General features: G+C 43.0%; 11 protein-coding genes. 4 read left to right on the forward strand and 7 right to left on the reverse strand.

All coding sequences use genetic code 11. The features are described 5' to 3' along the window. Nucleotides 1-81 precede the first annotated feature (81 nt). Together PULV_RS18660 and PULV_RS18665 are read right to left on the reverse strand one after the other, a co-directional pair. Nucleotides 82-1,761, reverse strand: coding sequence for a hypothetical protein (locus tag PULV_RS18660; RefSeq protein ID WP_193332722.1), 1,680 nt, complete (start codon nucleotides 1,759-1,761; stop codon nucleotides 82-84). Between the two features lie 110 nt (nucleotides 1,762-1,871). After that, nucleotides 1,872-2,816 carry a LysR family transcriptional regulator gene (locus tag PULV_RS18665; RefSeq protein WP_193332723.1) on the reverse strand — a complete coding sequence of 315 codons (945 nt, stop codon included), beginning with the start codon at nucleotides 2,814-2,816 and terminating at the stop codon, nucleotides 1,872-1,874. A gap of 156 nt (nucleotides 2,817-2,972) precedes the next feature. Here PULV_RS18665 and PULV_RS18670 point away from each other — a divergent pair, with 156 nt between their 5' ends. After that, the gene (locus tag PULV_RS18670; protein ID WP_193332724.1) at nucleotides 2,973-5,021 is read left to right on the forward strand and encodes a TonB-dependent receptor domain-containing protein; all 2,049 of its coding nucleotides are present in this window, start codon (nucleotides 2,973-2,975) and stop codon (nucleotides 5,019-5,021) included. 185 nt (nucleotides 5,022-5,206) lie between these two features. Here the strand turns inward: PULV_RS18670 and PULV_RS18675 are convergent, their stop codons facing one another. Genes PULV_RS18675 through PULV_RS18685 form a run of 3 tightly spaced genes read right to left on the reverse strand, consistent with a single transcriptional unit; the run spans nucleotide 5,207 to nucleotide 7,372 of the window. Next, a complete protein-coding gene (locus tag PULV_RS18675) occupies nucleotides 5,207-6,829 on the reverse strand; it encodes a PepSY-associated TM helix domain-containing protein (protein WP_193332725.1) in 1,623 nt (540 codons plus the stop codon). Next, nucleotides 6,826-7,116, reverse strand: coding sequence for a hypothetical protein (locus PULV_RS18680; protein ID WP_086743276.1), 291 nt, complete (start codon nucleotides 7,114-7,116; stop codon nucleotides 6,826-6,828). The genes PULV_RS18675 and PULV_RS18680 overlap by 4 nt, the downstream gene beginning before the upstream one ends. Further along, nucleotides 7,106-7,372 carry a hypothetical protein gene (locus PULV_RS18685; protein ID WP_193332726.1) on the reverse strand — a complete coding sequence of 89 codons (267 nt, stop codon included), beginning with the start codon at nucleotides 7,370-7,372 and terminating at the stop codon, nucleotides 7,106-7,108. The genes PULV_RS18680 and PULV_RS18685 overlap by 11 nt, the downstream gene beginning before the upstream one ends. A 293-nt stretch (nucleotides 7,373-7,665) precedes the next feature. Between PULV_RS18685 and PULV_RS18690 the strand changes: the two genes are divergently transcribed. Further along, the gene (locus PULV_RS18690; RefSeq protein ID WP_193332727.1) at nucleotides 7,666-9,723 is read left to right on the forward strand and encodes a TonB-dependent receptor; all 2,058 of its coding nucleotides are present in this window, start codon (nucleotides 7,666-7,668) and stop codon (nucleotides 9,721-9,723) included. Between the two features lie 79 nt (nucleotides 9,724-9,802). Here the strand turns inward: PULV_RS18690 and PULV_RS18695 are convergent, their stop codons facing one another. Further along, entirely contained in the window at nucleotides 9,803-10,456 is a 654-nt protein-coding gene (locus PULV_RS18695; RefSeq protein WP_193332728.1) for a DUF1826 domain-containing protein, read from the reverse strand. 171 nt (nucleotides 10,457-10,627) lie between these two features. Then, complete coding sequence (locus tag PULV_RS18700) at nucleotides 10,628-10,864, reverse strand: hypothetical protein (protein WP_086743272.1); 237 nt, start codon at nucleotides 10,862-10,864, stop codon at nucleotides 10,628-10,630. A gap of 500 nt (nucleotides 10,865-11,364) precedes the next feature. Here PULV_RS18700 and PULV_RS18705 point away from each other — a divergent pair, with 500 nt between their 5' ends. Beyond that, nucleotides 11,365-12,081: a hypothetical protein gene (locus PULV_RS18705; RefSeq protein WP_086743271.1), complete on the forward strand. Its 717-nt coding sequence runs from the start codon at nucleotides 11,365-11,367 to the stop codon at nucleotides 12,079-12,081. 18 nt (nucleotides 12,082-12,099) lie between these two features. Further along, complete coding sequence (locus tag PULV_RS18710; protein ID WP_193332729.1) at nucleotides 12,100-12,969, forward strand: tetratricopeptide repeat protein; 870 nt, start codon at nucleotides 12,100-12,102, stop codon at nucleotides 12,967-12,969. The last annotated feature ends 118 nt before the right edge of the window (nucleotides 12,970-13,087 follow it).

Below are 13,087 nucleotides of genomic sequence, written 5' to 3' on the forward strand. Positions count from 1 at the left end.
GAATGAGATAGAAAACTCATTGATAATGTTAATAATAACGGGCCGAAAAGGGCCCGTTTTTTGTTGGGAGAGCCTTAGGGCTTATCGAGTAATCGTCATCAGCTGATTGTTGCTCTTATTGTTAAGTAACAAAACTGATTGCCCCGCAGCAATGATTTCGAGATTGGTAAATTCCTGCCAACTTTTATCTGACAAAAGTCGCTTAGTATTGTTTAGTGTCCCGTCGCTGATCCAAACTTCGCTTTGTTCTTCAATGTAAAAAAGTAATAACCCATATTTGATGCTAATCGAGCTAAATGCCGTAGGGTCTGTTTGTAGCGCGATAATCGCGGGCGATGACCAATTAAAGGCGTTATTTAAAGCAGTGTGATTGAGCTCTGTTTGACCATGATAAAGAGTATGGATCTGTGCTTGTGACTGAGAGAGTGTGGTCGCTGTGACTAATAGTTGCTTGTGCGCACCAACTAAGTCTGCGCTGGTTGCTTGGTAAGGTTGCCAGCTCATGGATTGGTTTTCGATTGTAAAGGTGGTCAGTGAACCGCCTTCAATCATCAGTAATTGATTGGTTGTAGCGTCTTTTTGCCAAAGCGCAAATTGTTTGTATTGATCTAAGGTTTGGATCACTTGATTAACAGTGTTAGCCATCAGTTCAACAGCGGTTAATAACCATTGATTTTGCTGATTTTTAGCCAGCCACATCACGCCGTTGTCAATGGATAATGCCCCATGATCCGATGCTTGACTGATTTGTTGATCGGCGGTTGTTGTGGATTTATTGGCATTATTAACCCATCTATCGAGCAGCAGCGCGTCATTCATTTGAGTTAGCCATGATAAGGTCTCGCCCGAAGCAAAGAGTGCAGAGGCAAGCGGGCGAGTGATAGGTCTAAGTTGTTGCCACGTGTTGAGTGCCTCAGAATATCGATATAAGCCATCGTTGGCTAATCCATATAGTGCCTGCTGATGTTGCGTTAGGCTGACAAATTGTCCAGTTAAAGCTGTCAGGTTAATTGAGGCGTTTTGACCGACTTGTAATGAATAAATCGTCGAGCCTAACAAGAAATACTGGCTCCCTGCTTGGTGAATTAGCGTGATGTTTTGTCCTTCAGCAGGACCGGTAATTGCCAACTGTATTCTTTCTGTCGGCGTGGTTAAAACTACATCTGTATGGGTGCTATTGGCTACGGGTTCGGTGGCAATTAAGAACTCATCACATTTCAATCGCCAATGGGCACTTTGCGCGCTGTCTGGGTTTAAATTGCACAGTAATGGGCCATCGGTTTGAACTATGGTGGGGGTGTCTGAGGTGATGATCTCAGTCGCAAGGCTTTGCTCTTTAATCGTAAAAATATCGTCGTTCAGTTTTATATCTACGGCATAAGGTAAAGGTGAGTCGATTAAGATTGAAAAAGCCTGCTCAACGGCTTTTTTTTCGCATGAGATGAGCCAGTTATAATCGGTATCATTGGCTTTATTTAATGTTGATGTGCATTGGTGAGTATCGGCAAAAGTTAACTCAGTCGGGGCGGAGTAACTCACTGCTGTGACGCTCACGGTCTGGCTGGTACTAATTGAATAGGACTGACCTAGCCAACGAAATGAGACGCCGCTATCAGATAGTCCCGACAAGGTGATTGCTAAGTTAAATTGCGTATTGTCAGGTGTGGTGACTGGGGTCGAAGGCGTCGATTCAGAGCTGCCGCATGCCACGTTCAGTAAGCTAAAGATGGCAATGGCCGCTAACTTCCATGTTTTTTTCACTGTTGTTTCCTATTTGTAATTAATGAGTTGTTCCTGATAATGGTAACAGGGTTTGCCTGCCTCTTAAAGCCTCTTTAATCATGCCGTTGAAATAGGCGCTGATAAAAGACTCAGTCAACGGGCGCGTGTATAAAGCCGTTATGATCTTGTTGATGTTGTTTTGCAAAGTATGTTTTGAGCTCTGAGAGCACTTTTTTCACTTTAAACGGTGCATGATGGCTGGTGGTCAGGGCATAAATTGGATGAGGCGCAATGTGCCAATTAGGCAGTACTTTTACAAGCTCCCCACGTGCTCGCTGGGCTTTAATTTCGAGCTCTGGTAGCACGGCGAGTCCAAGCCCTTGTGTTACATGGCTAATAAGCGAGTTTAAATCATTAAACTCCATTTGCAGTGTGGGCTTGATGTTTGCGCGAGTGTGTTCTTCGCAGGTTAAACTCACGCCACTGAGCACGCCTTTAAACCCTAAACCTAACCAAGTGTGTTGGAGCAAATCATCAGGGTGGGTGGGGTAGCCTCTGCGCGCCAAATACAAAGGACTGGCATAAATATGTTTGCCACTTTGGCCAAGTGGATAGAAATATAATTGTGAATCTTTAGGGGTGCCGACATTAATGACAATATCAATGCGCTCAGCAATTGGATCAATGGTTTCGTCTGTGGCAAACATTCTAATTTTGAGATCTGGGTTGTCGATAATTAATGAACTAAGCGCTTGTGCGATAGGTTCGGTCGAGAGGCCGACAGGTAAAGCAAGGCGTAATGTGCCAGCCAATGAGTGTTTGATTTCGTGCACTGCATTTTCGGCCGCTTTAGCGGCTTCAAGTGCGGTTTTACCTTTGGCGTAATAACGCTCCCCAGCTTCGGAGAGGTTGAGCTTGCGGGTAGTTCGGTTAAGTAATGTCATGCCGAGCTCAGTCTCGAGCCGTGAGATATGTTGGCTCACTGCCGAAGTCGTCATCCCTAGAGACTGCGCCGCTTTGCCCATTGAACCACAATCGACTACCTGACAAAAAATACCATTGAGTTTTAGCCGTGCTAAAAAATGCCCGTCCATGATTTCCCTATTGATTGTTAAGTGCTGCTAAAAAGTATTGTAAGTAATGTGTGTCTATTCGCGCACAGTCAAACTCTATACCATACGCGCATTCTGATTTGGTAATGATAATCACTATCATTATCGATGTCTTGTTAAATTAATAGGAATGACTTAATGAAATTCAAATATTCGGCAATTGTATTGGCGCTATTGGCTAGCAATACCCTGCAAGCGAATGAAGTAAAACAACTTGAAATGAGTAAGGTCGAAGCGATTGACGAACAAGCGTCAATAGAAGTGTCGGGTAAGGTACTTGAATTAAAGCAGGTGAATGACTTAAAAGGCGCGCTTAATAATCTTGCTGGTGTCTCAGTGAGTAACGGCTCGCGTTATGGTCAAAAAACCTATTTGCGTGGTGTTGAAGAGCACTCTGCCAATATCACCATTGATGGTGTGCGCCAAGATGGTCAATTATTTCATCACTCAGGAAATCAAGTGCTCGACACCAGTATGTTTAAAGCGGTTTCGGTAGAGCTAGGTGCTGCGTCTGTCTTAAGTGGTTACGGCGCGATTACTGGGGCAATTAAGTATCAAACTAAAAATCCGAGCGACTTACTCGCACCAGGTGACACCTTTGGTGCCAATGGCGCTTTGGGTATGGATACGGCGACGGAATTTAGGCAAGTGAGTATCAATGGCTATGGCCGAATCAATGAACAATTGAGTTTACTTACGATGATTACCGCAAACGAAAATGGTGATATTGACACCCCAAATGCGGATCCGATTGTTAATAAACACAGCGAGCTACAAAGTGGTTTAGTGAAAGCTGTGTACGATTTTGATCGTGCTCAAACGCTAACACTTAACCTGCAATCAGTCAAAGATGGCGGTAATCGTGCATTTTCTGGTGAAAAACCAGGCATGAGTGAGCTCGAAAAAGAAGAGCTTTATAACGGCTATCAGCGTGATACATACAGCCTGATGTATATTAACGACAGCGCAGATCCTCTGCTCGATTTATACATAAATGCGTATTTTAATGAAAAGTCGATGAATCGTGAGCAATCAACGGGTGCAAATTGGATCAGAGACGATCAAGGTCAGTGGCAAGAAGATGGCACCGCTTTTTATCCTGAGCGAGATTACTTTTATCAGACAACTGGTTTAGATATCCGCAATACCTCGTTAGTCAATGGTTTGGCATGGACATATGGTCTTGAGTCATTTAAATCAGAGCAACGAATTGAGGCCAAAGGATTACAAAAAACCACCACAGCACAAGGTGAAGTCAGCACTCGTGATTTATCGGTGGCTAATGGACCTACGGCGCGTTTAATTGGTGCGTATATTCAAACAGAAGTCAGTGTAGGTGAGCTAATAATTACGCCTGGGATCCGTTACGACTCTTATCAGCTGGGTGGGGCGTATGATTTATCATTTAACAAACTGTCACCTAAATTATTGGCTAGTTGGCAAGCGAATCAAGATTTAAATCTGACTTTAGGTTACGGCCAAACCTTTAAAGGCCCGGGCTTGCCAGAAGTATTAATGATTAACAACCAAACGAGCCAAGGTGAGGGGGTTGAAGCCGAGGGGGGCGATTATTTAGAGCTTAAGGGTAAATATGATTTGGCTGGCACTTTGGATCTGCAAAGTGCGTTGGTGTATGCCAATGTTTACCAGTTCACAATTGATGATAGTTTTCATCCAACCAAAAATACCACTTTAACCCGTGGCCGCTTTGATCTTAAAAACACTGGGGCAGAAGCGGGGTTTCGTTTTAGTCATCAGCAGCTAAGTGGTTATATTAATTACAGTTATAACGATGGTGAACGTGATTACAGCGACTATAAAACCGATGATTTATATTCAGGCACACATGAAGTCAATATTGGTTTAACTTATCAAGCAAGCGATGAATGGTTACTCGGCTGGGATAACTCGTTAGTTGATAACGCGGCATTGAGTGATACCTACATTAACCGCCAAGGTGAATTAGTGACAGAAGTTGTCGAAAAAGTAGGGTATGGTGTGGCGAATTTATGGGTTTCGTACGAACCAAAATCGGTGGCTGGGCTACGTATCAATGTCGCGATGGATAATGTGTTTGATAAAGCTTACCAACATCATAAGAGCTTTGGCATGTATTGGGGCAATGCCGAGTATAATGATAATGAAGTGGGCCGTAATATCAAAGCGTCTGTGAGTTATCAATTCTAGCGCCATTGTTTTTAAGTGAATGGGCAGTAATTTAAGGTTACTGTCCTTTTTCGTTTAAGAGATGAAAAGTTGGCTAGTGACCCAATCTTGGAGTAACACCACATATCAACATCGCTTTGATATACGAAATATGTAGCAGTCAAAATAAAAATAGTGGGAGCGTTTGCTCCCATATTTATTGAATCTTAACGGCTCTGCTCTAAGGTAAGTGCTGCGTCCGATGTGCCTTCGTTTAGGTCAGCAATAAACCAAATGCTGTTGGGTTCGCCCTGATAAGCACGTTGAGTTACTTTGCGTTGGCCATAAAATGCGATCACAGCAAACAAAACAGCAATCAATTCAACATACCAAGCGTGCCCTTGTAGGGTTAACCAAGGCGAAGGCAGGATGAATGCTGTCAATGTACTTGTTATCGGAATAAGAACACAGATAAGCGTGATCAAGCCTAAAAAATGAATGGCCGCTTTGGCTGCCCCTTGCCAAAAGGCATAACCTAACGCGGCTAAAAAGACGCCATAATAAACCCACATATACAGTTCATTGACATTAAGTAATGCAATTGTTGCCCATTTAGTGATGAGCATTGCAGCCATCACTCCTGCAACGGATCCTAAGCAGACACCGACAGTCAGCGAGGCCATACGGGTGTAGCTTTTACTTTGTTCGGCCGAGTGTTTGTTGCGTTTTTTTTCTAACCAAAGCAGATTGCCAGTGTAAAAAAGAGCTGCGCCTGCTAAGCCAAGAGCAAAATAAACCCAGCGCACCCATTCGCCCCCAAAGCTGCCAAAATGCAAGGCAAAAAAGCTTGCGACTATTCGGCTCCAAACCCCTTCGTTACCTGGGTTAAAAGTTGAGCCGCTGATTTCGAACGTATAAGGGTTCATAAATAAATAATCATACAAGGGGCCGCGCATCACTTCGTGTTCATTTAATAATGTAAAGATTGCAAACGGTGTGGTGGTATCAAGGCCTGTAAAACTGATGGTTTGAACTTGGTAGCCACTGACATACGCTTCGGCTGCGCGAATATGTTCATGGATGCTCGGTAACGTGTCCATTTGAAAAGCCGTTGCGGCAGGGAGAGCTCGTGCAAATAAGGGAATATCACCATAGATAAGAAACAAACCCGCATAAAAAAAATCATGAAAAGCAAACACCACGGCAGTGAGCGCGATGACAACATGAAACGGAAAGCTGGTGATCCCCAGCAAATTGTGACTGTCTAGCCAAAAACGGCTCGCGCCTTTATTAGTGCGCAGTGCAAAAAAGCTTTTAGTGAGTGTAGGCAGTAAAAATATCAACCCAGAAATCAGGGCAATAAAGTAGAGTATGGCGGCAATACCGACTAAATAGCCACCCACGAGGTGATGACCTATTTCGCCAGGGATCCCAGCACTTTGGTGCAAATAATCAATTAAAGTGCCGAGCCGATTGGGGGTTTGCATCACACTTTGCAGTTGCTCGTTTTGATCTAAAGTCGCATGGCGAACGCTGTCATTTAGGCCGGGCTCGCGATCACTTCCAGACTCATACCACGTGAGTGGACTGTGGTCGGGATTTAAATCGAGGATAAACCCTTTTTTCATGTCAGGAAATTGCGCCGCAGCTTGCTCTATTAAGCGATCATAATGAGAGGGGTCTGGGTGACTTAATGTGGCCTCTGGCGGTGATGACCACGCATCAATCGGGGCTTTAAACATGGTCAAAGCGCCAGCAAAAAAGCCGATAAATAAAAATAAACCAGCAATGATACCTGTCCAGGTATGCAGACCTTGGTAGGTTCTTAAAATAGGGCTTGGGATTCTCATTGCAGGCTCCAGAGTAAAAAATACACCGAATAAACGACGCCATTTGCGCCACAAAAGTACACAAAAGCGTTGCGACGATTTGAAAATAAATACACAAGACTTAAAAAAGTCAGCCACAGCGGCGATACGATCCACATGTTAAATTGCACTTTATCTTGACCTTCGATGCCATGAGGGCCAAACCAAGCAAAATTTGCAACAAAACCGTAGGCTAATAACAAACCGAGAAAAACGCCGATCAGGGTTTTGCTCCACCAATGTGGTTTAAATTCAGCATTAACTTTCACTTGTGGCTCCTTTGAATAGTAATGCAAAAAAAGGCAGCATCGCGCCAATTAGCATTATCACGACGATAACCGAGTAAACACTCGCGAGGAGGCTCATGGTCACCAGTAAGCTCAAGGTTGATAGCAGTATCAAACTGTATGCCCATTTTCGGTATTTTTTTTGCGCAGGCTTGAGTGTGAGGTATTGATATTTATTGGTCAGGTACAACACGCTGACGGCAAAAAATGCCAGTAAAATAGCCAGTAATTCAAACACAATAATTTCGACTCCATGAAAAATTTTAATATGCAATGTATCGATAAACGTAAAATGACAAGGATCATCTAGGCTCGCCCGAATGTTGTATGAAAACAGGAACGGCAGGCGTCATTTAATCGATAAAAAGCAGTGCATTATGATTAAATTAAAAATAAAACTCAAACACAAATGATAATAATTATCGTTTGAGTTAACGTGGTTGTTTTGATACATTAACGCCGATTTTATTCTTACCCTACTTTAATCCTAAGTCTCACTTTGGCTTTTATTTGTTTTTTACAGAGGAATGTATGGCGACAAATGTATTTCGGTTAAGTGCCTTGGCACTGTCAGTTGTTTCGGTTTTATCCAGTAGTTATGTATGGGCAGACGATGCCGCGGACGATCCTATTTCGTCTATTGAAAAAATTACAGTGATGGGTGAAAAAACAGAACGTTCTTTAAAAGATACCACTTCGTCAGTGTCGGTGATTAGCGCTGAGCAACTTGCCAGCGGTCAATATTTATCAGTATCAAGTGCAATAGCAGAAATCCCCAACGTGGTGGTGCTTTCTGGCGCGGTGCCTGATATTCGAGGTGTATCGGGGAACGGTGCGGCAACAGGCTTCAACTCGTTCACTGGCGGTGCAAAAGCCCGTGTTTCAACCATTGTTGATGGTGTAATTGAACCGTTTGTCGCAGATTTAACCGGTGATACTGGTTTGTGGGATATCGCGCAAATCGAAGTGTTTCGTGGGCCTCAATCGACCAGTAATGGCCGTAACAGCATTGCCGGCTCGCTATTTATTAAAACCAATGACCCAAGTTTTGATTGGGATGGCGCTGCACGCTTAGGTTATCGTAATCAATCTAACTTTGTTGACAGCGCTATCATGTTAACGGGGCCGATTTTAGACGAGCAACTGGCTTTTCGTATTACGGCGCAAAATGTTGATGGCGACACCTACAATAAAGGCCTGAATCATGAGACTAATCCTGCGACGTATGATTTAAATGAGCTTAAAACCCAGCGTTTTAGAAGCAAGTTTTTATGGCAGCCGAATCAAAATGATGACTTACAAATTATGTATAGTTATGCCTTTAATAAAGAAACCGGTGACACGGGCCGTAAATATTTTGAGGGTCAAGATCCTTGGGCTTATATTCCGGTTTTCCAGCGTGATATGACCACAGAATCGGGCACACACTCAGTTAAGGTTGATTATCAATTAGATAACAGCAGTTCTATCGACTTAGTTGTCGCAATTATGGGTTATGACTGGGGTTTTGACAGTTATGAACCGCTTCCTGAATATCAATCTAGCGTCAGAATGGACGACGATAGCTCCATGATTGATGCAAAATATAACTTTGGGCTCGATGCGCCTGGCCTAAAAGGGTTTATTGGTTTTGCTCATTTCCAACGGACTCAAGATTTTGGCAGCCAAGGTGCCACCGTGTATTCGGGTGATGATCGCAGCGACTCTGATGCCATTTATGGTGAAGTAAGTGTGGATGTCGGCGCACAATATCGTGTGATTGCCGGTGGTCGAGTCGAAAAAGAAAAACAACGTCGTGATTTTGCGATGCAATCACGTACTGGTTTAGTCGGCGATAAACTCAATACTGATAAAACCATCGTGCTACCAAAATTGGTACTGCAATATTTATACTCAGATAATACGACTATTTCGGCCAGTGCACGTCGCGGTTATAACTCTGCCGGTGGCGCGATGTCTCGAGAAAATGAATATTATTATTTCGATGAAGAATCAGTTAATACCTACGAATTAACCCTTAGAAGCAGCCTAGATAGCGGTAATGTAAATATTAGCGCCAATGCGTTTCACAATAATTATGATGGTTACCAGTCTTCAAATAAACAACGCCGTATCACCAATATTGATGAAGTGGTCACCAGTGGTATTGAATTTGAACTCTACACTATGCTGAGCGCTGATCTGCAACTTAAAGGCGGATTTGGTTTATTAAAGTCAGAAATAAAAGAAGCTGATCCGTCATTTGGTGACGTGAAAGGCAATGAACTCAATAGCGCGCCAGCCGTCACGGCCAATGTTGCGTTGACGTATTGGTTCCACGAAGATTTAAGTATGGGTTTAAGCAGCAACTATGTAGACGATTATTATGCTGACTTTGAAAACAGCGCAGATCGTATCGCAGGGGATTACATGTTGACGCGAATCAACGCTGATTATGAAAATGAACAGTGGCGGATCAGTGCTTATGTCAATAACCTGTTTGATGAAAAAGCAGTCACAGTCAAAGAGCCGCCAGGTTGGTATCCAACTGGCTATGCTGGGGTGGCTGATCCTCGTACCGTGGGAGTGTCGGTGACGTACTTCTTCTAATTGTTATTGATGAGTGTTAATTTTCGGCCGGTAAACTGACAGTTTACCGGCCTTTTTTATGTGTTGACAGACAGGCGAATTACGCTAAAAAATCAATGTAAATACATAAACGAGGATCATGACCTTTAAATTCAGGTGAGGCGGAAATCAACGCATGCACTTCTTGATCTATCCAATTGGTGCCTTTATAGACAGCTATATCTCCTTCACAAAAATGATTAATCACAGCAGGTTCGGGTTGCTTGATACGATGGCGGGTATCTGTTGCTTGCATCGGTAAAAAAGTGGCATCTTGATGAGTGATCCATTGCTCGCCAGTACCGCCTAATGTGGACGCCATGCGCACGATCATTTGGTTTTGATGAAAGGCTGGGCTGTGAGCGTGGTCACAACTTAAAATTCGCAGGCCAATTTCTTTGGGTTCAAATAAAGTGTTAAACATATCGAGCATCAACATCACGTGATTGGTGATCAAGTTACCATGGGTACTCGTTTGAAATAGCTCGTCTATCTGTTTGGCTAAGTCATTATCTACTTTGCCCTGATAGCGCAGTATCTCACCTGTTTGCGCAGTGGCCACCTTTTTTGCTGCTTGTGAGAGTGCCCAATTTGCAGGGCAGCAGTAACAAGCAAGAGCAGCGTTACTTTGGTATATTTCACTTAAAATATGCGCGTTATTATCTATGGGGTAGCAAGCCTGATGAGTGGCTGAAGTTAACTGTGGGGAGAACATGAAAAATGACACTTAATGTTATGTGATAATGTATCAAAAGTATCATTTTCCATGTTAAATTTCAAAAAGTTTATTCACCAAAAGCTAGCTGTGTAGCGAGGTGCGATTGAGAGCTCAATAATTTTAGCAATAAAGGACTATGAGTTAATAAAGCTGGTGAAAAAACACGATTTAAGAAGCTGGTGTTGATAGTTTTTCAGTTGGTTTGTCCGCTTTTAAAGCTAAGATGGCAAGGAAAATCAGTCCTAAAGGCAGAAAAAAGGTGCTGATAAATCCCACAAAACCACATATAAAAGGTGAGTCTGTTTTACGTTTTCCTAAATAAAAACACAGTGGCCCCATAATTAAAATAGCCACAGCAAAAAGGGCTGCGAATAATTCGCCAAACAATGTGGCATTAATGTTCATCTTTCTATCCTTAGAGTTTTAAATAATAGTTATAGGTACATCTTGATTATATTGCAGGGCACATTTTTTAGCAATAAAGTGGCACGCTAAACAGAAGACTATCAAATAGTTAACCCTTGAATGTCATTTGTAGTCTTGTGGAATAGGGCTCGCTAATGATCGCTGCTTTGTTAGCTTGTGAAAAGGTGTAATCAGCTTTTGGTAGGTTTACATTAGGTTCTTTGTTTGTTTTTGACTGACCGCCACAACCCGATAGGAGAGCTAAAAAATCAGAGTGAGGCCAGTGAGTGGTTTTAAACGCATGTTTAGTTTTTATTAATGATGTGCTGTTTTAAGTCATGCTTTGACTGTATTCGTGAGCTTAGCAAGTTGTGCTCGTTTACCAATAAATGATCCCATCGCTCTAAATAGTGACTTTTGGCACTGTCGAGGCGTGTCAATCAAATGAATAATGCCACCACTGAAACAACAACACTGAAACAACAACACTGAGGTTGAACGTGGCAACATTATTCACAGCTGTTTTTATGGCGCATATTGCTTTTGGTATATGTGCGCTCACTTTGTTCTGGTTTCCTGCCTTTACGCGTAAAGGCTCAATGCGACATCGTCAGTTTGGCGTGTGGTATTCGAATGCGATGTATGGCGTGGTAGCAAGCGCTGTAATAATGGCCAGCCTTTCGATTACGATACCTGAATTGGTCAAGCCTGAGGCGTTTGCCAATGCGTTAGATCCTCAAAAACTGCGAGCATCTATGATGCGTTTTTCGATTCTGTTACTGCACCTTGCATTACTGACCTTAGTGTCGATTCGTTATGGTCAACTGGTATTGAAGGCCAAAAAAGACCGAACGATTTTAAAGCAGCCCTTGCAGATGTTGATTACCGTGGGGTTATTACTTAGTGGCCTAATGATTTTGAAAACAGGTTTGGCGACGAATCATATTTTAATGTTGATCTTCGGGCCACTTGGGATCTTTATTGCAGTCACCAATTTGATTTTTACGTTCAAACCCAGTGTTAAACCGAATGCTTGGCTCAAAGAGCATATCGGTGCTTATATTGGCTCTGGTATTGGCGCATACACGGCTTTTATTTCATTCGGTGGACGGCAAATTTTTGAAACCTCTGGTCATTTACAGATCACTTTATGGGTTGCACCTGGGGTGATTGGCACTGTGTTTATCTTTTTCTTATCACGAAAATACGCAAACTAATCAAGTTGGAGTATTGTTATGAAATTTATTATCGCGCTCGTGGTTAGTGTTGCTATCGTGTTTTGCGAACACGCAGCTGCCCAAGATCATGGCTCAACAAAAGCCCAACAGGCTTTGTCATTGATTGACGTTGATTTAGATAGCGCAGAGGAGATGATTATTGAAGCTATCAGTGACAACCCTCATTCTGCGAAAGATCATTTTTATTGCGGTCGAATCATGGGAAGACAAGCCAGTGATGCATTTTTTAGCGCCTTAAGTTATGCCAAGAAGTCGCTTGCTTGTTTGCAAAAAGCCGTTGCGCTAGCACCGAAGAATGTTGATTATCGAAAAGGACTGATTAACTTCTATTTAGGCGCCCCCAGTATTGCTGGTGGTGATAAACAAGCCGCATTAGAACAAGTTAATGTAATCAAGCAATTAGATAGCTCTCAAGGGGTGGTGGTTGAGCTTGACTACTACCGAAAAATCAAGGAGTTGCTGACGTTAGAAAAGAGATTAGCTCACGCGTTAACCGCTGATCCTCAATCTGCGATTGTGCACTATCAATATGGACTGCTGTTGCAACAAACTGGTGATTATAATCGAGCACAGTCGCACTTTGTTTTGGCATCTGAGCAAGGCGAAAATAGAGAAATCGCCTATGAAGCGCTGTATCAACTCGGCCGTAATGCTGTATTTGCACAGGATTTTATCTCACAAGGGACCGCCGCATTACAGCACTATTTAACCATCGAAAATAGCACAGTGATGCCTAGCAAGTCATGGGCTCACTATCGTTTATCGCAGCTTTATACCTTGCATTCGGATAATACACTGGCCCAAAAGCATCGCCTGCTTGCTGCTGATACGGACGATAAGGTTCTGCTTAACCTGTTGGAAAACTAGCGTGTATTTTTTAGGTGACTTGCAGCCGCCGGTTGTGCTTAACTGGGACTGAGCGCTCATCGCTTGGCAATGTGGTTGCTTAATCCTGATAAGAGCACAGAATGAGTCATCGAGCTTG

This window comes from Pseudoalteromonas ulvae UL12, assembly GCF_014925405.1.
In the GTDB taxonomy this organism is placed as follows: domain Bacteria; phylum Pseudomonadota; class Gammaproteobacteria; order Enterobacterales; family Alteromonadaceae; genus Pseudoalteromonas; species Pseudoalteromonas ulvae.

Bases quoted from the DNA above. Each gene is read 5' to 3' on its own strand.
- PULV_RS18700 (WP_086743272.1), bottom strand. From the start codon at position 10,864: ATGAACATTAATGCCACATTGTTTGGCGAATTATTCGCAGCCCTTTTT.
- PULV_RS18665 (WP_193332723.1), bottom strand. From the start codon at position 2,816: ATGGACGGGCATTTTTTAGCACGGCTAAAACTCAATGGTATTTTTTGT.
- PULV_RS18710 (WP_193332729.1), top strand. From the start codon at position 12,100: ATGAAATTTATTATCGCGCTCGTGGTTAGTGTTGCTATCGTGTTTTGC.
- PULV_RS18695 (WP_193332728.1), bottom strand. From the start codon at position 10,456: ATGTTCTCCCCACAGTTAACTTCAGCCACTCATCAGGCTTGCTACCCC.
- PULV_RS18670 (WP_193332724.1), top strand. From the start codon at position 2,973: ATGAAATTCAAATATTCGGCAATTGTATTGGCGCTATTGGCTAGCAAT.
- PULV_RS18690 (WP_193332727.1), top strand. From the start codon at position 7,666: ATGGCGACAAATGTATTTCGGTTAAGTGCCTTGGCACTGTCAGTTGTT.
- PULV_RS18675 (WP_193332725.1), bottom strand. From the start codon at position 6,829: ATGAGAATCCCAAGCCCTATTTTAAGAACCTACCAAGGTCTGCATACC.